This window comes from Pseudomonas sp. S1(2024), assembly GCF_046557535.1.
Genome location: NZ_JBKGFP010000001.1, coordinates 294,709 through 315,075, shown reverse-complemented (window position 1 = coordinate 315,075; position 20,367 = coordinate 294,709). Strand labels below are relative to the sequence as shown.

Here is a 20,367-nt window from a genome sequence, read left to right as displayed (position 1 = left end):
TCAAAATAAAAAAGGCCCTAGGGTAGGGCCTGTTGGCATCAGCAGACAATCATTCGGGGCTGGCTAGCACTTGGCTGATGGGCGCCCCCATGCGAATCCTGTTGTTGCCACGCGGCATAGGAATCAGCTTGAGGTCAATATTCTGATCAACATACAGGCCGTTCTGGTCAATGGCTCGAATGAGCACTGATGTATCGCTAGCACCTGTTGTCTGGAACCTCATCCGCGCCCCCTCCAGGGTGACCACCCCGTGACCGGGTTGGCGGATTACCTCGAACACATGCGAGTCCCAGCGGTTAGGGTCAGTGACGGTCAAGGTTGCTGCACCACCGATGCCGACATACGCCTTGACCTCATTCGGCGAGATGCTGAGGGGCGGGAGATTGTACTGATCGACCTTGACCACCCCGTTGCCTTCAATGGCCAAGCCAGCCTGGTCAGTGGCGGTGAATTTGAAGCTGTCGTCGCCATAGAAGCCTGGGGCTGGCGCGTAAGCCAACCGGTCACCCAGCACCACGATTATGCCGTTCTGCGGTGCTTGAGTGACAGCATAGCTGTGACTGTCCCAGAGATTGCGATCCTGCACGGTTGGGACAACTGGGTCGCTCAGCTTCCCCTCACGCCCCTGAATCACTACGGAGGCAAAGGTGGGGGCGTAGTTGTATTTCTCGACCAACACGTGCGCAGCACCCTCTACAGCCATGCCCGAGGCATCGAGCACCTTGTAGGTGAACCCGTCGCTGCCGACATAGCCTTCAGCAGGGGTGTAGGTGAAACCCGATGCGGTCGGCACGACACTGCCGTGCTCAGGGTCTGAGAGCACCGAATACGTCTTGCTCTGCCAGGCATCTGGATGGCTGTCCGCTGGCGTGACAGTCGCCTGGGAGCCCTCATTGACCTTGAACTCCAGCGACGTTGTCACATCTGGATTAATCACCTGAATGGTCGATTGGCCTTGTTCAAGGGTGAGCTTGGTGCCCGAGGCATCGAACACACTGGCCGTCCAGCGAATTGACTGTTCGCCAGCGCGAGGCAGTTTTCCGGCCAGTTCCAAGGGATCAAGGGATTTGATTTTGAGGCCCTCTGGTACGGCGGTGAATTGGATCAAGCATGTGAGTGACGTGCCCGCCACACCTGCCTCCCTGGCAATGGCCTCATCCCCCGTAATTCTGCACCTCGGGCCTGTCAGCTGAGACATTGTCACCGAAATCAGGTCGATCGCCCGCGTGACGGGCTTGCCTTGCAGTGACTGGGAGAAGGTGGCCGAGGCGACGGTCGACTGGACATCCAGGAACTGCTCGCTACTGGTCAGCAGCACCTTCTCCGTGCCTTTGTTGTAGAGGGAGAGGGAATAGCCGATTTTTTGCCGACCGACATCCAGGGCTCGACCGGTCAACTGCGTCATGGGATGAAGCGTGCCTGCCACATCCGTCTGCTTGAGCCCACGTGGGATGCTTGTCCATTCCAGCAGGCAGACTGGCGCTAGGATCGGGTCAGCGGACTTGGCCACTTCGGGGGAGGTCGTCACTTGGCAAGTATTGCCGGCTGCTTGTTCAAGCGTGGCACTGACAGTGGTCATTGCCTGCACGGGTTTGTCATCGTTGACGGCCAGTGACACTGTGGGAAGCCAGGTCGTGATGTTTGCGTACACCACGGGGGAGTTGGGGGCCGAGGTGGAGATGATCAGGCTATTGCTCCCGACCGCGCCCGGTGTGACAGGCACTACAGGGATGGATATCTTACCACCGGTGCTGGTGAAATTCAGCTGACCCAGCATCACCGTTGACCCAGGGTTCACGGTGAAACCCGAAATGCGCAGGGGGGTGACCGCATCCGAGCGCACGGTGGCGAGCAGATCATAGACTCCAGATACGGGCGTGCCATCAGCAAGCTTCAGCTGCTGACTGTTGATCAGCACAGAGCCATCTTTTCGTTTGAATTCCGTGGGTACCGCAGGAATGTTGATCAGCCCTTTGTCATGATCGATGATACCTGCCATCGGCGGGCCATACAAGAACGTCGTTGCTCCGGTACCTGTGTTTTTCTGGGCGTCCTGCGCGGTGACTGTCAGCGTGTAGGTTTCCCCAGCTGCCAATGATGGGAAGAGGATAGGGTATTCAAGGCCGTAGGTGGTCGCGTTGATTTTTCGGTACGACAGGGCGATCGACTCATTGGCGGGCCCACCTGTCAAATTCACCGACACAATCTTCGGCGCGGGATCCTTGTCATCGGTAACCGTGAAGCTGATTTTGTCCAGGGTGTCGATGGTTTCGCTGGCACCTTTGCTGACAGCAATGACTGGGCTTTTGCGGTCGCTCTCAACGGTGAACAATGGAATTCTGGAGACTGCGCCCAGGTTTTCACTGGCAGCGCCTACGATCTCCTGGGTGCCCTCCGGGAGGGTTTTCAGGTCAAACTCATACTCGAAATTCCCGCCATTGGATGAGGTCAGTTTTTTGGTAACGGGGAGTTGGGCACCAGATTTGTTCTCGATCCACGCTGTTTTATGTGCAAGGTAGTTGTTGTAGTCCCCTTGATGCGGCTGTTGCACCTTGAGTGTCAGGATCATTTCGGCGGCATTGTAGGTGTAACTCAGAACGGGGTAATACAGATCGTTCCACCAGACGTTTGCCCACTGCCCAGAAGCACTCAAAGCCCCGTCAGCACTTTTCAGTACCGCCTGGTTATGCATGTAGCCCGTAGTGCCTTTGGCCAGTGTAGTGTCAATGGCGATTTCGCACTGGGTCTGCCCCGCAGGGATGGTGCAGGTGCCCAGATGGGTCGCCACCTGGGCGAACGGACGAGCTTCGACAGTGTATCTGACCTTGGTAACTTTGATCGGAAGCTCCTCGGGCCTCACGATTCTTCCAGAATAATTCATCCAGCCTTTGTCACTGAAATAGTATTCCACCAATTTTATCACAGGCGTTTTCGGGGCATTGGGGTGAAGCACCAGGTCATACCGAATGGTGCCTTGAGAGCCCCATTCGCCATAATTAAAAAAGCGTATGTAGTTGGTGTCTTCGGCCCGAAACGGTAACGATCCTACCAAGTAAACGAAAGTGTCATCTGTGCCAACAACCGTGTTTTCGCCGAAGCTGTTTTGAAACCTCAACCCACCCAGACGGTAGTCGTTCCAGTTGGTTTTCGGAATCTTCCAGGCCAGCCGAATCGGGTTGGTTTTCACCGCATAGCCTGGCACATAAGGCACGAAGCCTTTCAGCCCTGGTGCAAGGGTAGCGGTGTTATCAGGATCATAGACGGCGAATGGCTCGGTCGGCGCGTTGCCAATGTTGTCAAACATGACCTTCTGCCGGTTGGTCGCAGTGACGTTGCCGGCCTTGTCTGTGATGACAAAATCAACGCCAAACACCTCATCAAGGTCGGAGTTGGGAAAGAAATTTGTACGGTACTGAATCGACGCTGTTTTAGTGTCTTCGGAAAACAGCACGTTTTGCGCCTTGTAGAGCTCACCTGTCGCCCGATATACCCTCGCCGTGACATTGCTGATCCCAGAAGTGTCAGAAAAGCCACTCAAAACAAAGGTTGAGTAGGTTGCAGCATCGGCAGCCGCCAGCCCAAGCTTCCACACATCTCCAGTCAGAACAGGGGTGCCCCAGGTATACGGTCGTGGCGCGAAGGTGCCGGCCACCGGGCCTTTTGTATCGATCACCAGGCTGTTGTTGTCGCTCTGGACAATAGCGCCCGTGCTCGACAAGATATCTGTGCGAACCGAGTACTTCCCATCCGCCAGCTTTGGGCTCAGAAATTCTTCGCCGTAGTAGCTCTTGCCGTTGTAGGTGATGACGTCGTTGGCCCCCAAGACTCTAGTGCTTTCCTTGATAAAAGTGGGTGCCGAAGAACCATTGGGGGTGACGGTTACGCGAAGTTTACGGTCAATCCCGCCGCTGACCATGAAAGACACCGTGGACGCTGGATTGATAAATCCGACTCCGGGCTCGGTTGCGACCTGCTCGCCCGTGCCGGTGGTGTAGCTGTACCTGACCAGGTCGGCATAGGCATTGTCGACTGACAGCAGTGGTAGCCCCAAAATAATGCCCAATGCTCCCCAGGCACATTTTCTGCGCGTCCTCTTCATCCTATCACCTACACTCATCAGAACCCCCTTCGCGCTCTACCCTCTTTGGGTAAGGCCAACCTGAATTTCCCCACAGCGGATCGCATCGGATCGTCGCGTCAAATTACATGCATCTTTTAGCCTTTAGCTACATATTGAGTTTTTCATGGATCCATTCCAAAGTCCATTGGGGTTTAGCTCTTCACCCGAATTGAGCTTGCCCATCTTTCAATCGTGGGGCCTGAAGAACAGCCAACGAGATTTCTGTGGTACCAATCCACACTGGAAATCCAGATGTGATTGACCTATATTGACTGCAATTTTGACTAGAGAGTATTGCAGATGACGCCGGGGGAGTTCGAGACATTTGTGCGTGACAGGGCCTCCTTGGGCTGGAGTCGTCAGCGGGTGTGCCAAACCCTGGGAATCACACCCGTTAAGCTCGCGCACCTCACCGAAGGCATGGATGACATCCCGTGGCCCAAGCCTTCGTGTGGAGCTGGGCATCGCCTGCACTACCAGTCTATCAAGGGGCAATTCCCGCTCTATCTGCAGCGCAATATCGAGAAAGCCCTGGCCGCCAACGCCAAAAAATATCCTCAGTACACCCTATGTGGAGTGCAGGGATCCGTGCGCGAACTGTTCGTGGCCTGGAGTGACTACATTGACGTTTCTCTGTGTACAGTGCGGCGAAGGCTGGCTGCCGGAAAAAGTCTTTATGATGCCCTGTTTCTCCCGGCCACCCCGGCTAACAGTCGAAATCAGGGGAGAAGGAAAATCCCGACCTATCGCAAGCTGCGCAGAACCCGTCCCAAGCAGGCGGCCATAGCGCAAATCAACAACCCCATATGAGGCGGTCATGAGACCTATCACCATCACCAAGTACGCGCAGGGCCTTAGGGCTCCGCAAGGGGTCTGGACAGACGCCGATGACCCGCACTTCCAGCGCTGCGTTTTCGGCGGACAGGAGATGCTACTGGCCAGTGTTGGCGATGCCGACCTGACCTATGATCTGGTGTTCATGTCGTTCAAAATGGCTGGTTTCCACAGTCTGGAGGTGGCCAAAGAGAGCGCTCAGGCGTTTGCCTTGAAAGTGCTCAAACTGGTTACGGAAAGCGCTGCCACCCTGGAGCCAATCCAGTTCTCTGTTGAACGCGCCCTGGATCCTTCAGCTCCATTTCCCGGATAACCCTTACCTGCGGATGAGCCATCGCGGGAATTCATGCCAGCTTGCAGCTCCCCACATTTCTGGTGACCCAAGAAAAGGCCCGCAACGCGGGCCTTTGTCCCCCAGCTACAATTACCTGCCTGTTACTGAACTGCCCACTGCTGGGCAAAGGTCTGGGCCAAACTTGCATTCTGCTCTGCAGTGTTCTTGCTCGACCACACAAGACCGGTGGCCACAGTGACGGCCTCCAGATCCGGGTAGCGTGGTTCGCCGTCCACCACGGTCTCTTGGCGCCAGGTGTTCGGAAGGTGAGAATATTGTCGTCTTTGGCCCGATGCTTCGGCATTCGCCAGCTGGTCAGCCTCGGTTTCAATACAGGGTCTGCGAGTGATCGTCGTGACCAGGTGGATTTCCAGCGTGCTCTCAGGGGTAACGCCATACTCCTGGGCGAGCAGCTCGGCGCCGTGGGCGTCGGTACGGGTAAAGGAGGTCAGGTAGCCGTAATAGTCATTGGTTACGGGGCCCTGGCGAACGACTTTCCCGCCGTGCGTGAAGAGAAGGGCAGTTTCGCTTTCCTGCACCCAGATCACTTCACGCTCAAACGACGCTTTTTGACGGGCGCCGCCCACTTCCACGAACTGCACGAATTTTTCGGTGGTCTTGCTTGTTGGACATTCAGTGCGAAATTGCGACATAGTCGAACTCCCAGGTGCTGCGCGCAATGGCAGGGGTAGATTAATCCTGAATGGCTTCACATCACCGGCATGAGGCCCTATTTTTCCAACACTTCAGCTCGGGTGAAGTCACCTTCCTTGAGCTCACTACTGAGCAAACTAGCCAGGTGATTGGCTGCGACCCTGATTGCCTCAACGTTTGGCGTCCAGAATTCGATCATCAGCCAATTACCTGAATCCCCCTGCTTGAAGGGCTTGCAAGGCTCAACCTGAGGATCCTTCATGGCCATCACCAGCAGGGTGCGCTGCTCTGGCTTGAGGTGAATGGCCTGAAATGACCAGGACTTATCGCCGTGGGGCGGCACCAGCCTGGTGACCAACTTCAGCATGGTTCAATCTCCTTGAGCAGGTCAGATTGTTCATCGCTGATCACCGCTCTGCCGACAGTTAAACAGCAGAACAGCCCGGCGAGCGCTAGCAGCATCAAGAAGGCGCAGACCACCGCGCTCAGCAGGCTTACGCGAAAGAAGGGCAGCATAAAGTCGACGATCGGCGATTGCACCCCGACCTCCATGGCCGTGGCAACGATGCTGTTCCACTGGTGTAGGCAGCTATAACAGAGAAAGAGAAACGCACCGGCCACCAGCAGGTTGAGCACAATCAGCAACGTGATACGCGACACCGGCTCTTTCGATTTGATTGCAAAGGCCATGACAGGCTCCTTGGGCGTGTTGTCATTTTGGCAATATATGCGTCAAGCGCATTTCTGTCAATAAATGCGAAACCCGAGTTGAAAATATTTCCGAATATGCTATTTTTCAATCACGGCCTGTCTCCGCCTGCAGCTTGCCCCATACCGGGATGGCAAAGGATGACGTTCACACCCTCCAATCGAATTCGGTCTTCTGCCAGCGATTGGGTAATGCAAGCGCCCTGTCTGAAGTTGCTGGCACCTGGAGCATCCGAATGCAAAACGAATACGTTTCTGCGGTAAAAACGCACGCCTCGGTTTTGGTCGAGCACCTGAATCGCTACGGTATCAAACTGAAGAAAACTCAGGCCATCGAGGTCATTGCCAACTTGCAAGGGCAAACTGACTGGAATCGGGTCAGGGCCAAGCTCACCGGAGTCGAGAAAAAACTCATGCCAGAGTTGCCGGCAGGTGCCAAACCCCTGCGGGCTATGATGTTGCTGGGTCGACCAGGGATTGGCAAGACCGAGGCGCTGAAGACAATTGTTGAACTTGAGCAAGCGGACAGCCAGACTAACTCCTTGTTTATCTGCCTGTCAGGCTCCGCTCATGTGTACCTTGATGAGCAGGACAGCATTTCGTATCACAGCAATAATTTTGATGTTCACTACTCGTCAACTGGGATAATCAAGACCACGGGTCGGCTGCGCCTGCCAAATAAGCCAATTCTGATCAACATGATTTCCGATGAGCGTGGATCACGTCATGGCCTGAAGCAGTCATTCATCAGCTTTCTGATACAAAACAAAGAGTTATTCCAAAGTGTTCGGATTGGCTCGGTGTTGATCGATGAACTGCACTGCCTCCAGGCGGACGAGGAGCGGGAGATCATAGAGACAGTGGCCTGGTTCTCCGCGACGCTGCCCAGGCCGATCCGTCAGTTGGTGATGGTGAGCCAAGTGATACCAAGTTTTAAGACGGCGCCTGCCGGTGTTGACTTGAAGCTTTTGGTGGATAGCCAATTTCCATTGGCAATGGATTGGAAGCCTGATGAAAATCTTAGTTTTCCACATGAGAGTGTTGGTCAGGTTTATACGCGCCCATTAGACGGAATGGGTTATTGGGAACATCCTCATCTGCCGTGGCGCTCTCAATCCATTGACGATGAATTTTTGGTGAAAGATATCTTCAATGCGGTGATCCTGGCATTGATTGAAGAAAAAAGCGAAAGGCGAATCAGGGTGAATGGAACCACGCGGTTACGATATGTCCTTGGCGAGTCGATCTGGTTCCGGGATCTTCGCGCAGATCTACTGCGCCTCTAAGACCCCAAAAGCTCCTTCGGGAGCTTTTTCCTTGCGATGCCTGTGTTCGGAATCTATGCACATTGCCTTGACGACGCTGATAGGCTGGGCAAATCACCTGCCGGCCCCAAGTGTTAGGCGCTGGCGTTTAACTCGGCATGACTGGAACACTCACTGGCGGGCCGGTAGTCAATGCCCTGAATGGCAAGGGCAGCCTTGCGAATGCGACCCTCTGCATAGAACTTGTTGCAGGCCGAAATTTGAAAATTGTCTGTGTGACCATGCCAGCGCAGATGAAAATACGCACCTGACGGATTATGCAAACAGATCAGGGAGTACTCATGCGCTGGAAGATCGTCATCGTCGGTCATTTCCGTCACCTGGAGCACCTTGAGATCCACACCTGCCAGCTCTTTACCGTCAGGGAGCTGGAACACTTTACTCGCCAGGCCTTGTTGATGGCGAGCAAGCTGAAAATCATGTGCTTGTTGACGTTGTTGAAAGGCTTTCGCCTGGTGCGCCTTGCCTTGTTTGGCAACAAACACTGCCACGCCTGCGCAGAGTCGAGCATAGAGGCCTGGTTTGGTTCTTGGCTGGGTCATGACGTTCTCCGAAGGCCGGGAATTTTTCAGGGCAGGGTGCTATCAATCATGGGATGAGTGTCAGTTGACGTTTCGCAAGACAACACATCCCTTGCCGTTTGTTCAAGTTAGCCACAAATTGCCAAATTGTCAATGCCTCCTTTGCCAGCGTCGGTGAGTAGGGGCTGATACTGCCTGCTCGCCCGAAGATCGCCCGACTATCAGGGGGAAAGGCGTGGCAATAAAAAAAGCCCCTCAGGGGGGCTTTTCGGTGTCCCCAGCCAGTGCGCAGCATCTGCTGGGAATAGCGGGGATGGGTGTCTACCACCAGTTGTAGCTATTGCGTTTGTTCAGCCGGCTGAGCGCTACCTCCAGGTCGCCGTTTCTCAATGCCTGGTGGATCGCCTGGCGATGCTCACGGCTTTGCTTCTTCACATCCAGCCTTCGGCAGAAACCTGGTACGCTGCGTCCGCCTTTGTCGCGGTGGTGCTTGCGCACAGACTGTCGCACATGGTCATCGTAGCTACCGGGGTTTCTCCAGTCATCGACCCAGCGCGGGATGCCGCTGTAGTGGGAGACATCAGCCTCGCTGTAAATCACGCCGATGCGCTGGTAGTGCTGCCGGTTACGGTTGGGTTTTCCCTGACGCAGTGTTCGTGACATTTTTGTTCCCTCGTTTGTGTGAACACAAACGGGAAACCTTGTTGTGGCGGTAGGGGATCATTTCTTTCATGGGAAATCCTCATGCTGGTAATGGGAGATAACCAATATAGGTAAAAACCTTCAACAGGATTTCAGAGTAACATCCTTCCAAACGCTTCACCAGCTCTTCGCACATTGCCCGGCCAAATGCCGAGACACTCCGAGGTTACCCTTATTTTCCCATCAGATATCAAAGAAACACCTGGCGCCACTGGATTGCGAGCGGAACTAATCGGTATCTGCTAAAGCGGAGTGATGGCTGGATTGGCCAGCCACCGGAAGTCTTACAGGTTGAAGGCGTAAACAGTGAACCTACCCAGTCCACAATCATAGGGTAGAGAGGTAATGCTGTAGGCAGTGTTGCTGGGCACCCCGAAAGTAATGGTGGCAGTCTTGTACCATTCGTTGTTGTTATCAATAGCTCCTGCGACTTGCATGCCGTTTACCGTAGCGGTCAGGTAATAGCGGTTTGTGCCGTCACTGCCACCGCATGAAGGAGCATTCCCGCCACGAACCATAACGATTTGAGCCTTTGACCCCGAGCTCAGCGTGGCGCTCCCCGTGTATGTGCCCATTTGTGTATAGTCACCCTGGATCCCATTTGCAGCCCATTGGCCTGCCTGGCATGACAACAGTTTTCCGTCGCTGGCCCTGCCCACCAAGCCGGATGGGGCGCATCCTGCACCTTCTGTGGCCAGGCCCCCAAGCGCAAGGTATTCATTGGTGGAAATCCTGCCAGCAGAGGTAATGGTGCCAGAGTTGGTAATGTTGGCACTGCGCAGGTTTGCGAGGTTCGAGGTGTTGTTCGGGTCGAGGTAATAGGCGGTGTTGTTGGAATCATAAAAAATCTGCGCGAGAACAGCGTTACCTGCGGTCACATTGCTGCTAGCGGTGACGTTGCCGCCAGCGGTGACGTTCTGACCTGCAGTCACGTTGTTGCCAGCAGAAACATTGTTGTTGGCGGTGACGTTGCCAGTGGCTGTTACGTTTCCGGTAACGGTCGCACCATTGTCGACTACCAGGCTGTTGCGTACGCGCAGACTACCGATGATTTCCGCGTTGGTGTCTACGACCACTCCGGCTCCAGAAACGGGGGTGACACCCGAAGCTGCACCCAAATAAAGCACCTGACCTGCCAGGTTTTGTACGCGGGAGGCCCCAGTGATTTGCCGATTAAGAGCGTTAGCGTCATCAAACTTCAGGTTAGCATGCATGGCGTTTCCGCCATCGGTGCGTAGCCAGATATCGCCCGTGGATACGTTGCGGGCCACCATGGTGATCTTGGCATCCAGGGCATTTGACTGATAGCTGGCATCGGTAGCCGCCGCATAAGGGGTGGCTCCAGTTGAGCCAGTGCTATACCCGGCGCCCAGCGCTGCCGCAGCGGTGAGGGCAGCCATGCCAGAAAGATCCGAACGAATGGTGGCGACATTGCCTTTATAGAGCGTGAAGGCACTGGTCGTGGTGGTTGCAGTCAGTTTTCGGTTGGGCGCGGTACCCGTAGCGGTAATGACCGTGGTAAAGCTCAGAGAGCCGAACTTGATGGGATTTGCAGCGCTGGCTTCAGGGAAACTGCAGGGGAGAAACTCGCTACCTACCGCGAGTGTACCACCGCACGTTGTGTTCTTTAGCCAGGCAGTCCCCGCTCGCGTGCCGACAGCCACCGCACTGTTCTGAGCGAGGCTGGCGCGAACGGCATTGTTGTATTGGTAGAGTTGCTCGCCAACAACGCGCGCTTGGGCTTGCTCAAAGGTTGCCTGGCGCTCGTTGAACGACATGATGATGCCGACACTGAGAAGTGCGACAACTAATAGTATTTCTAGAAGGGTCAGCCCGCGCTGAGACTGTTTCATGCTCTTGCGTCCTATTGTTATTATTGTCGCAGGATCAAAGGTTGAAAGCTTTTACGGAAAATACACCGGGGTTGCAGTTGTAGGGTTCACTCGTTATATAGAATTGAGTATTGGCAGGCGCCATGAAGGCGATGTAGCCCCTTTTACCCCACAGATTACTGGCATTGTTAATGTTCGCAACGATCATGCCGTTTAATGTTGCCGTCAATTGATATCGGTTTATACCATCCCACACATCACACGAGGTGCCATTACCACCATAGACTTGAATCAGTGCAGCCTTGGCGCCCGTGGCGAGAATGGCTGAACCGCTGTGACTACCCATATTCACATATTGACCGCTGATACCACCACTCGACCAAATCCCTGCAGTACACGAGAGCACAGCCCCTGTCGACGATCTCGCTACTAAGCCAGTTTGAGCGCAGGGGGAGCCTTCGTTCACTGTGGCTCCGAGCTGGAAAAACTCATCTGTTTTCAGCCTGCCCGCTGTCGCGACCGCTAGTGAGTTGTTGATCGTCTGCGTGTAAATGGAGTTGAGGTTGGAGGTAGCGGCTGGATCCAAGTAATAGCCAGTGTTGTTGGCATCGTAGAAGATCTGGGAAACCAGAGCACCCCCTGCGGTGACGTTTCCGCCAGCCTGGACATTGTTGCCGGCAGTTACGGACTGATTTGCTGATACACTGCCAAGGGCAGCGACATTGTTGCTTGCCACGATCTGGTTGGAGGCTGTGACGCCCCCTGTAATTGCTGCACCATTATCTACCGCCAGGGTGTTGCGCACCCGAGCCGAGCCGATAATTTCTCCATTGGCATCCACTACCGTGCCCGCCCCGGAAACGCTGGCGACACCAGAAGGGCTCCCTAACATCAGCACGCCAGCTGCAATATTCTGGATTCTCGAAACTCCCTGTATCTCTCTTGCACTGGCCGATGCAGCATCGAAGTCCAAAGTAGCCCGCATAGCATTGGCGCCATCGGTGCGAATCCAAACATCGTTGTTAGGCGCTGCGCTTGCTACCATCACGATGGTAGAACTCAAGGGATCGGCCTTGTAACTGACGTGTGTAACCGCATTAACTAACGAGGTGCCTTCCTCGGATACGCTGCCATTACGGTTGGCATTGTTGGCTGAGGCTGCAGTGATTGCGCTAATGCCCGCCAGGTCAGATCGGCGCGTGAGCACACCCTTGTTGTACACCGAAAAGGCGCTGGTGGTTGTAGTGGCCGTGGTTTTCACGTTGGGTGTGGTGCCAGTTGATTGCACCAGGGTGCTAAGGGAGAGCCTGCCGAAGCGAATCGGGTCTGAAGCAGTGGCTGCAGGAAATTCGCAGGGAAGGTACTCTTTGCCAACCGCCAGCGTGCCGCCGCAAGTGTTGTTCTTAAGCCAGGCGGTGCCATCTTTCACACCCAGGGCCGGCGCTGTTTGTTGACTGAGGTAGGTGCGCACGGCGTTCTCGTACCGAAACAGCAGGGCTCCGGTCTGTGCCGCCTGTGCCTGCTCCAGATCTGCCTCTTTGGCGCTCAATGACAGGGCAAGAAGCAGGGAGGAAAGGCCAGTCACCAGCAACAGTTCTACCAGCGTAAATCCGCCTTGACGCTTTCTCATCAGATGACCCCCAAGTCTGAATGCGCATGCTGACCACAATATTCAGAAATGAATTTTGCCGTCGATGGCCCGTGGGCCATAAAATGCGTCAGACCAATTTATTGGCCAACCACCTGAGACTATTAGCGAATGGCCATCTTTATTGTATGATGCCAAGGATGTCATATTTAAGCATAAATTGCTATAGATGACCTTCATGCAATCCCCGCCTGGCCGGCTCTTCGCAGGGCACGCTGGATAGGGGGACGGAGAGGGCTGCGGCGCAAAGCAACCAATGATCTGGGCTCTAGTTTCCTTGCGCAATGTCAGAGAAGTGCAGCTCGATACCCAGGATTTTCGCTTGCGCCTGCTCGATTTGATTTTGCGCTTCTTCTTGCGGGCACAGCCTGATGGCGCAGTGCGAGTCATAGTTGTTGCGAGTAACTATGAAGAAGCTTCTGCCCTGTCCGTCCCAGCACAAAACCGCATGATCGTGATGGTGTTTCGGTGTTGACGGGGTGGTGATGACGTTTTGAACAAGAAGGTCTTCACCTTTCAACAGCCGTTTCTGACCGTCATGTGAAATTTGGAAGTGATGCTTACGAATAGCTCTTTGGTGGTAGGCAAGCACCTGCTGGTGATTACACCGGCGCAAAGTGACACCGAACCTATGCAGATTTGCCTTTAGCGCCGCGAAAGCGCGACCGATAGCACCTGCCTTCGATTGGGTTTTCTTCATGGGATAACCTTTCGTCAGATCTAGTGAAATTGGCTGATAAAATTGCCCCTGACATTCTGCCAAGGGCATCCTGCGTTCCTGGTAACACAGTCCGGCACAGACTCAGGCCTGATCCATCGTGTGGATCAATCCTGCGTCAATCCGAGCAGTTCTTGCACGGTTTGGCCGATCTTGAGTTGCTCCAGGCGCTCGTTCATTTCGGCGATGAACTGGCGGTGGGCTCGCTGACCTTCGGCTGCCCCTTTGGCGTTACCCAGGGCCAGCACCTCATCGACGACTTTTGCGTAGGCTTCGGAAATGCGCCGGGACTGCTCGATAAATGCCGCGTATTCACCTTTCTTGCTGGCGCCTTTGGCTACCATGGCTCGAAGGGCACTGATCTCCGCTTGAACGCCTTGCAGGAGGTCTTCGAGCACCGCCTTGAAGTCGACGGCGCCGTGGCGATCGAAGGTCATTGCGGGCGGCGTATCATTCCAGTGTCCCGTGTTGATCTGCACGCCACAAGGCGTGCAGAACCCCGCGTCACCGCGAACCATGAGGATGAACTGCTCGGCGGAAAGGTTCAACTCCAGCTTTCTGCCGACCCCCGAATGCAGCGTCGGACGGTCTTCGTGCCCCTGATCTACATCCACCCTCGCCAGATTGAAGACAATCGACTTCGAGTACTGACTGATAGTGCTCGCCCCCACCAAGAAATCGTTGGCGCCGCTCGGGTTGCTGACGGACACGGCGCCGTAGCTGCTGTGCGCCAAGCCAAGCCCATCGGCGTCCAGGCTGGTTTCCACGATCAGCTGACCGTTCTCGCTGCGCGTCGGGTCGTGATTGAGAATGTGGTGAAGGGTGCTGCCCTCAATTGCATCCGCCGCTGTGAAACGCGGCGCTCGCAGGCTCTCCAGGTGCGTGGAGAATGGGTTCTGTCGGTTGGACTTGTTGCTGCGGTCGTACGCGGTTTTCTGCGACCACGCTTCAAAGCTGTGATCGGCTTCAGGCAGTAAAAATGCTAGCTCTTCCGGAGTGAGACCGAGGTCGCGGGCGGTAACGACATCAACGTAACGCATTATTTGCCCCCTTGCGTTTTGCGCAGGCTAATCAGGGACTCAACCTCAGCCCGCTGCGAGGTCGTGACCTCCTGGGAGAATTCGGCGACCTTGGAGATCTGGAAGCTGAGGTTGCGCGTCAGCGAGGAAACCTCAGGAATGGTGCTGCGCTGAAGCGCATCGATTGTCTTTTGACTGAGCTTGCCACCTTTGACCCCCAATTCTTCGAAGTCGGTGGTCAACTGCTCCAGACGCCCGGTCATGCCATCGACAATCCCCTGGATTTTTGTGGCCAGGTGCCGTGCTTGCGAGGTGAAGGCCGAAGGAATCGTGGGCTCGATTCGGTAGCCTGCCAGTTTTTCGATAGTCACTGGAGAGTCGACGCTGCCAGAACTGGTCACCATAGTGTTGTAGCTGAGCTCACTCAACTGGAATTGCCCGACAACCTCATAGGGCGCGTACATGATCAACCCTTCAGGGGTAATGGTCGCCTCGGCGCGAGACACCGTGAGGGTGTAGGCTGTCAGCGACTTGCTTGGGGTACCAAACAGCACCGTCGGCGCCGGTAGCACATGGTGATCGACGGAGACTACGCCAATGGCAGGATGGCGCAACCGTACAGCGCCATCGGGCAGCTCGGTCTCGGCATATTGGGCGCGATCGACGCTGCGGTACTTCTCGATTTTGGCCAAAATGGAGTCACGCACGCGTGCATCGCCTTGAGCAGCGTGGGCGAGGTTGGCCAGGACGTTAAGCGACTCCTCGCGATCCCTTAAAAACTTCATGTTGCTTGGCTTGATGTACTTCATGCGTGACTCCCGCCAGTTTCGATTTCGCCCACGCATACTGATTGGGCTACTGAGTCCAAACACTCCCCATGGATGCCTGGGGCATGGGCTCAATTTATTAATATATTGCCAAATTGTCAATGAAATCTCTGTAAATCAGTGGCCAATGCTGAGCATGGTTTTTCAGGAGCGGCGATCTGTCCTAAAGCCACGCCTCCAGCGGGCTTTGGCCGCCGAGGTTGCGCAGATCATCAGCCAACCCAATCCCCTCCAGTTTTCTAAGGCGCGACCGCCAAATTTCCTGCATGCCCGCCGCAGGCCACACAGGTTGCTGCTCAAACATCAACAGGAACGTAAGCTGGTCAATTTGACCTGAAAATTCACCCAGGCCAGCCTGCCCCATCAAGGTCTTGATCCTCACGATCGGATCGGTGGCGTGCAGACCAACAACCACCTTGAAGCCGATTTGTGCCAGCTGCAGGGCTTCATAAGCCACGCGACCACAGCGCAGATCGTCGACAAACACAATGTCAGAGCGGGAGCGGGCGCTGTCCATAATGCTTTGACCCCCACTTGCGTTGACCCATTTGATGGCCGCTGGGTATTCCCGCTCCTGCTTACCGAACTGGTAGAAATCGACAGAGTCGTGACCCTGGATCAGGGCTTCATCCGCCATTTGCGAAAGCGTTGTGGTCATGCCGCAGCCAGTGCTACCGGCCAAGATGACCAGACCACCTTTCGGTGTGCGCAGGAAATCCTGAATCTCCTTGCCCAGCTGCGGGTTATTCGCAAACACCTCGTCGTATTGTCCCACCCAGTCTGGACGTATCTGCGTGCGCAGTTCCCGCACCAGGGGGGTGTAGCGCTCCTTCGGCAGGGCTTTAGGGTGGGCAGCACATGCAGCGTCCCAATGAGGATAGTTTTCCTCTTTGGCCACCAGCTCCAGTGCCTGGGAATGTGAAACAGGAATGCCAAGCATTTTTTCAATGGCATGGCGCAGGCGCTTGGCGCGTGATTTCAGAATTTTTGCGGACATAACTGGCTTCCAGATGTGGCCAGGCTGGCGCAATGCGCGATCGGAGTCCTCGTTCTCGAAGCCTGGTAAATGGTCACCCTAGGCTTTGGTTGCACCCCGCATTCACCGTACCCATGTGGGCGAGGACGACTGGCTGCGGATAGCCAGGGATGATAGTATCCACCTCGGAATTTTGTGTCAATAAACGCATAAATGCATCATGTGCGCGTATGCTAAATATTGACAATTTGGCAATGCAACCTATAATTCAAATACAGGGGTGCGAACCTGTACAGCCGTGGTCTTTGCTTGCAAAACACAGCGTTCCGCCCGACCCACTTCGAATGAGGGTTACCCCATGCTGGACTACCACATCAAGCAAGTCGAAGAATTGATGACAGAACATGGCAATACCGTGGGAGAAGATTTTTCAGGTCACGAAGTGCTTGAGGCAGCTCGCAAATACGCCGCCTCGCTCAACAGCGACCAGAAGCCTGTTCCCATCAATGAGCATTTGCGCCGCTGGGAAGACATGGGGCAAGGCCGCCTGGAACTGTTCCGTGAGGAGGATGGTGACATGATTGTCACGGTCATCGACCCGGAGGGCCACTCCAACAGCGTGCAATTCTGTACCTACGGCAGTGGTGGCGGCCAATCGCCCAAAGTGCTGAAGGCCCTGTACACCCTGGCCAGCGCCATCTTGGAAGAAAACCAGTCCCACCCTCAGCGGGGACGCGGGCCCGCCCTGGCAGGCAGCTGATTATCGTCAGGAGCACAGATGTACTCCTGACCGACCCCATGGATTTCAGACTTACATTTCGGAGCGATCACGTATGACCACCCACAGGGTAAAGCTGCCTAAAATGGCATTTTTTGATCTACTGTCAGGCGCCAAGAACGCCGAACTGCGCGATTGTTCCGACACTGCGCCGCATCGCTACCGCGTGGGTGATACGATGCATTTCAACCTGGTGGACGAAACCGGCAACCCGACTCCTCACGAAATTACCAGGACGATCACCCACGTCGAATACGATGGCCAGCTCGATGACCTCTGCCTGGTTTGTTACGCGCCAGTTCCCAAGAAATATGACCTGGACGCGGTGAAAAACCCTGCAGAGCAGGCAGCCTTCAGTCAATGGGCGTCTCAGGAACAGCATCCGCTGGACGACGCGCAGCGTGAATCGGCGCGGGTGGGTTGGCTGGCGGCCCTGGAATGGATGAGCCAATCGCCAGGTATCATGGAAACCCAGGCCCTGCATCGGGCTGCAACTATTGTCCGGCGTGGCAAGCAACACAACCGGGGAGCACGGGGGATTGACTCGCACCTGGAGAAAGCGGCTCAACGCATTGAAAAACGCGCTGACTTCGAATGGTATTTCTACGACTACGTGCACCCCACACCCGCCAAGCCGCAAATGGTTTGCCTGATCAATACCGAGGACGCCAAATTCCTGCAAAGCAATCTGCATCGGAAGGGCACTTTCAAAATGGATCTGTTCCTTGATGAGGACAGCGCCGGGGCGGACACCAGCTTGCTGTACATCATCCCTGCACCGGTTCATCACGCGCCACTGCCCGTCGATTGCGAGGCAGACCGCCCTGTCTTCTCGCAAAAATTCCCGGAGGCTGCGCGTTACAAGCTGCGCGAAGATGGGCTGTACTGGGATGAAGGTGGGCTGCGTGATGAGCCGTTTCCTGCCGGGCCGAACAGCGAATGGAAAGGCTGGAAGGCTTGCTACGAGCACCATGTGCTGCCCATGAGCACCGAAATCGCACGGCTAAAAATCCATCACCGTAACGAGTACGTGGAAGCCTACCGCGAACAAGAAGCCTTGGGCAACGGAGTGTAATGACCATGACCACCACCCACGATACCGCTGTCATCGACCTGGTCGAAGGCCTTGATCTGAACACCACCGAGGGCGGACGCGAATTCGTTGCCCGGCTTTTCCGGCAGCGCCTGGAACGCCAGGATTTCACAGGGTACATCAACACCGAGCTTGCTGGCGACTTTGCCTATCACCTGGCCCGGTTTCTGGCGCCCGAGCTCAAGACCCCGGTTCCCCAGGTCGAGCCAGCAGTGCAGGTTCCATTTATAGCTGGTAATTTCTACCGGACACTGGGTGGTGCCCTGGTTCGCTTTGTGCGCACCCACAACGAAGGGATGATGCATGAAACCATGGAAGACGAGGCGGGCATCCAACGTTACACCCGACGCGATTTTGGCCGTGTAACTGGTACCGATCACCATACCCCGGATCCGCGCAATGTCCTGCCGCTGTTCCAGCTGCCCCCGGAGGCGGCGCAGCAGGCTATCGGGCGGCAGCTGCAGCTTGACCAGGCCCTGATTGAAATCGAAACGCTGAAGCAACAGCTGGCGCAGGCGCAGGCTGACGGGCTTGTGCAAGCTGCCCAGGCACTGCGCGAGCATGAATCCTCCGGCTGGCTGGGTAGCAAAGGCCATCATACCGGCGTTATTCACGCTGCCGTGCATTTGGAGACACTCGCCGCGCAGAGGGGGTGGCGTGCTCGGGGGCAGTCGCCCCTTTAGCGCCCAGCGCTGCTGCTCCTGAGGCCGAAGGCCCAATTGCCGGCTGGGAGCTGGCCATCGAGGGTCGGCATAGCCGCCTTGTGCCGCCCTCAGAATATGACACGGTGGCTCAGGAGCAGCACCAGGTTGCGGGTGCCGAGCTTCATGCGTTGGTATATCAGCGCGATCTCACTCAGGCCCAACAACAGCGCGATCTGTACAAGGAGCGCGCCGAGCGCTTCTTACGCATGAAGCACGAAGAATGCAAACGTGCCGATGCTGCCGAACACCGGGCCAATGACCTTCAGGAGTCGCTAGAGGATCTTGAGGCGCACTATGGCAAGGCATCGGGACAAACCGGGAAGGGCTGACGCGTCGGCCATGGGCGAGACCCCGGCCTGAAGCTGGGGTTGCTTGCACAATGGCAAATTCTCAGAGACACGGGCGAGACTACCTCGGCCATTTCAACACGGGTGATCAGCATGCCAGAGCAAACAGGGCAAACACCGAGTGAACGGCTCCTCAATCTTTCTGGGCAGCTTCCACCGCTTGATCCGGTTATTTGGCGTGAGCTGTGCGCTGCCATCCACGACGTAGCGCAAAACGAAGCACAGGCCGTACAATTGCCATCGGAAACTCCTGCCTGGCCGGACATTGGCCCCGAGCTTGGCGAAGATCGTGATGCCTTTCTCAGCCAGTGCCATGCACGGCTGTTGGATGTGTGCGTGGATGCTGGGGGCCAGTTCGTCTGCGAACACACACGCACACTGTGGGATTTCTGGCGAGTACGCGGCCAGCAGCTTCAGGCAGGTTTTTTTGCGGTGCAAGGGGCAGAATGCCGGCGCCTGCAAGCGCTGGTGGATGGTCATGAGCAACACATCGCGCAAGTGGATGCACGTTGCCGCAAACTGGTCGACACTTTGACCCAGGCACAAGGAGCATGAGCATGAAACCAGGCAACACGAAAGACCCTCAATCGGCGGATATTCCAGCAGAGCTGGTATTCACTGCCAACGAAGCGCAAGTGATGCTGCATCGCCTGGAACTCCTGGAGCATGAGGAGCACTGCGAAGAAGTGTTCGATTCGGTGGATGCTGAATGGGCAGCTGACTATGCCGGGCAATTGGTCAAGCTGATCCAGGCTGAAGCTTATGTATTCCCACTCCCGTGCGCTGACGCTCTGGAAGTCCTTGCCGAGTCGCTGGAGGGGTCAACATTCTTCGGTGATGTCGATGATGCTATTGAACAGGGCCAGGTCACCAAACAGAAAATGGCCGCGTACAAACGCGCCGCTGGTTCTGCTGCGGCGAAAATTGAAAAGCTCATTGGCCGCCGCGTTGTCGCGGCCCTCAGCTGAGAACAGTGTCATGGCGCAATTGGAACTCAAGGATCATCCCGTGGGCACCCGCATTCAAATTGGCGATCGTTTCTTTGTGCGCCTGCATCACGGGACTTTCTGGAAAGAAGATCACCCCATCCCTGGTAACTGTTGCAGGCGGCCATCGGCGAGCCTCAGGCAGATCGAGATCGCGCTGAAGACCGCCCATGTTGTGCTGCCCAGCGCCGAGGGCTGAGCATAGGGTTTCGAAACAGCCTGAGATTTGCAGGCTTTCAAT

General features: G+C 55.7%; 22 protein-coding genes. 10 read left to right on the top strand and 12 right to left on the bottom strand.

The window, feature by feature from the left end; genetic code table 11:
• Positions 1–49 precede the first annotated feature (49 nt).
• Complete coding sequence (locus ACLCGK_RS01665; protein ID WP_410951028.1) at positions 50–4,117, bottom strand: DUF4165 domain-containing protein; 4,068 nt, start codon at positions 4,115–4,117, stop codon at positions 50–52.
• Positions 4,118–4,414: 297 nt separating this feature from the next.
• Here ACLCGK_RS01665 and ACLCGK_RS01660 point away from each other — a divergent pair, with 297 nt between their 5' ends.
• Together ACLCGK_RS01660 and ACLCGK_RS01655 are read left to right on the top strand one after the other, a co-directional pair.
• The gene (locus ACLCGK_RS01660) at positions 4,415–4,930 is read left to right on the top strand and encodes a hypothetical protein (RefSeq protein ID WP_410951027.1); all 516 of its coding nucleotides are present in this window, start codon (positions 4,415–4,417) and stop codon (positions 4,928–4,930) included.
• Between the two features lie 7 nt (positions 4,931–4,937).
• Complete coding sequence (locus tag ACLCGK_RS01655; protein WP_410951026.1) at positions 4,938–5,267, top strand: hypothetical protein; 330 nt, start codon at positions 4,938–4,940, stop codon at positions 5,265–5,267.
• A 122-nt stretch (positions 5,268–5,389) separates the two neighbouring features.
• On the opposite strand, the gene ACLCGK_RS01650 is transcribed toward ACLCGK_RS01655, so the two are convergent.
• The 3 genes from ACLCGK_RS01650 to ACLCGK_RS01640 all read right to left on the bottom strand — a co-directional run bounded on the left by ACLCGK_RS01650 (position 5,390) and on the right by ACLCGK_RS01640 (position 6,632).
• Positions 5,390–5,941 (bottom strand): hypothetical protein, encoded by a 552-nt coding sequence (locus ACLCGK_RS01650; RefSeq protein WP_410951025.1) that lies wholly within the window; start codon positions 5,939–5,941, stop codon positions 5,390–5,392.
• A gap of 77 nt (positions 5,942–6,018) precedes the next feature.
• The gene (locus tag ACLCGK_RS01645) at positions 6,019–6,309 is read right to left on the bottom strand and encodes a hypothetical protein (protein WP_056799263.1); all 291 of its coding nucleotides are present in this window, start codon (positions 6,307–6,309) and stop codon (positions 6,019–6,021) included.
• Positions 6,303–6,632 carry a hypothetical protein gene (locus ACLCGK_RS01640; protein ID WP_410951024.1) on the bottom strand — a complete coding sequence of 110 codons (330 nt, stop codon included), beginning with the start codon at positions 6,630–6,632 and terminating at the stop codon, positions 6,303–6,305. Before ACLCGK_RS01640 ends, ACLCGK_RS01645 begins: the two co-directional genes overlap by 7 nt.
• Positions 6,633–6,886: 254 nt before the next feature.
• Here ACLCGK_RS01640 and ACLCGK_RS01635 point away from each other — a divergent pair, with 254 nt between their 5' ends.
• Entirely contained in the window at positions 6,887–7,936 is a 1,050-nt protein-coding gene (locus tag ACLCGK_RS01635) for a glyoxalase superfamily protein (protein WP_410951023.1), read from the top strand.
• A gap of 113 nt (positions 7,937–8,049) precedes the next feature.
• Here ACLCGK_RS01635 and ACLCGK_RS01630 read toward each other — a convergent pair whose 3' ends face one another.
• The 8 genes from ACLCGK_RS01630 to ACLCGK_RS01595 form a co-directional block, all read right to left on the bottom strand.
• The gene (locus tag ACLCGK_RS01630; protein WP_410951022.1) at positions 8,050–8,517 is read right to left on the bottom strand and encodes a hypothetical protein; all 468 of its coding nucleotides are present in this window, start codon (positions 8,515–8,517) and stop codon (positions 8,050–8,052) included.
• Between the two features lie 300 nt (positions 8,518–8,817).
• Positions 8,818–9,159, bottom strand: coding sequence for a hypothetical protein (locus ACLCGK_RS01625; RefSeq protein WP_410951021.1), 342 nt, complete (start codon positions 9,157–9,159; stop codon positions 8,818–8,820).
• A 323-nt stretch (positions 9,160–9,482) separates the two neighbouring features.
• Complete coding sequence (gene pilV / locus ACLCGK_RS01620) at positions 9,483–11,051, bottom strand: shufflon system plasmid conjugative transfer pilus tip adhesin PilV (RefSeq protein ID WP_410951020.1); 1,569 nt, start codon at positions 11,049–11,051, stop codon at positions 9,483–9,485.
• Positions 11,052–11,085: 34 nt separating this feature from the next.
• Positions 11,086–12,660 carry a prepilin-type N-terminal cleavage/methylation domain-containing protein gene (locus ACLCGK_RS01615; RefSeq protein ID WP_410951019.1) on the bottom strand — a complete coding sequence of 525 codons (1,575 nt, stop codon included), beginning with the start codon at positions 12,658–12,660 and terminating at the stop codon, positions 11,086–11,088.
• A 286-nt stretch (positions 12,661–12,946) separates the two neighbouring features.
• Entirely contained in the window at positions 12,947–13,378 is a 432-nt protein-coding gene (locus tag ACLCGK_RS01610) for a hypothetical protein (protein ID WP_156675946.1), read from the bottom strand.
• A 125-nt stretch (positions 13,379–13,503) separates the two neighbouring features.
• Complete coding sequence (locus ACLCGK_RS01605) at positions 13,504–14,436, bottom strand: hypothetical protein (protein ID WP_410951018.1); 933 nt, start codon at positions 14,434–14,436, stop codon at positions 13,504–13,506.
• Complete coding sequence (locus ACLCGK_RS01600; protein ID WP_410951017.1) at positions 14,436–15,224, bottom strand: hypothetical protein; 789 nt, start codon at positions 15,222–15,224, stop codon at positions 14,436–14,438. The genes ACLCGK_RS01605 and ACLCGK_RS01600 overlap by 1 nt, the downstream gene beginning before the upstream one ends.
• Before the next feature lie 181 nt (positions 15,225–15,405).
• Positions 15,406–16,239 carry an ATPase, T2SS/T4P/T4SS family gene (locus tag ACLCGK_RS01595; protein WP_410951016.1) on the bottom strand — a complete coding sequence of 278 codons (834 nt, stop codon included), beginning with the start codon at positions 16,237–16,239 and terminating at the stop codon, positions 15,406–15,408.
• Positions 16,240–16,576: 337 nt separating this feature from the next.
• Between ACLCGK_RS01595 and ACLCGK_RS01590 the strand changes: the two genes are divergently transcribed.
• The 7 genes from ACLCGK_RS01590 to ACLCGK_RS01560 all read left to right on the top strand — a co-directional run bounded on the left by ACLCGK_RS01590 (position 16,577) and on the right by ACLCGK_RS01560 (position 20,325).
• A complete protein-coding gene (locus ACLCGK_RS01590; RefSeq protein WP_410951015.1) occupies positions 16,577–16,978 on the top strand; it encodes a hypothetical protein in 402 nt (133 codons plus the stop codon).
• A 73-nt stretch (positions 16,979–17,051) separates the two neighbouring features.
• Complete coding sequence (locus tag ACLCGK_RS01585) at positions 17,052–18,071, top strand: DUF3850 domain-containing protein (protein ID WP_410951014.1); 1,020 nt, start codon at positions 17,052–17,054, stop codon at positions 18,069–18,071.
• On the top strand, positions 18,071–18,772 hold the full coding sequence (locus ACLCGK_RS01580; protein ID WP_410951013.1) for a hypothetical protein: 702 nt from the start codon (positions 18,071–18,073) through the stop codon (positions 18,770–18,772). The genes ACLCGK_RS01585 and ACLCGK_RS01580 overlap by 1 nt, the downstream gene beginning before the upstream one ends.
• Positions 18,773–18,876: 104 nt before the next feature.
• A complete protein-coding gene (locus ACLCGK_RS01575) occupies positions 18,877–19,122 on the top strand; it encodes a hypothetical protein (protein WP_410951012.1) in 246 nt (81 codons plus the stop codon).
• 111 nt (positions 19,123–19,233) lie between these two features.
• Positions 19,234–19,695 carry a hypothetical protein gene (locus ACLCGK_RS01570; RefSeq protein ID WP_410951011.1) on the top strand — a complete coding sequence of 154 codons (462 nt, stop codon included), beginning with the start codon at positions 19,234–19,236 and terminating at the stop codon, positions 19,693–19,695.
• Between the two features lie 2 nt (positions 19,696–19,697).
• Complete coding sequence (locus tag ACLCGK_RS01565) at positions 19,698–20,108, top strand: hypothetical protein (RefSeq protein WP_410951010.1); 411 nt, start codon at positions 19,698–19,700, stop codon at positions 20,106–20,108.
• Positions 20,109–20,118: 10 nt separating this feature from the next.
• Positions 20,119–20,325, top strand: coding sequence for a hypothetical protein (locus ACLCGK_RS01560; RefSeq protein ID WP_410951009.1), 207 nt, complete (start codon positions 20,119–20,121; stop codon positions 20,323–20,325).
• Positions 20,326–20,367: the final 42 nt, after the last annotated feature.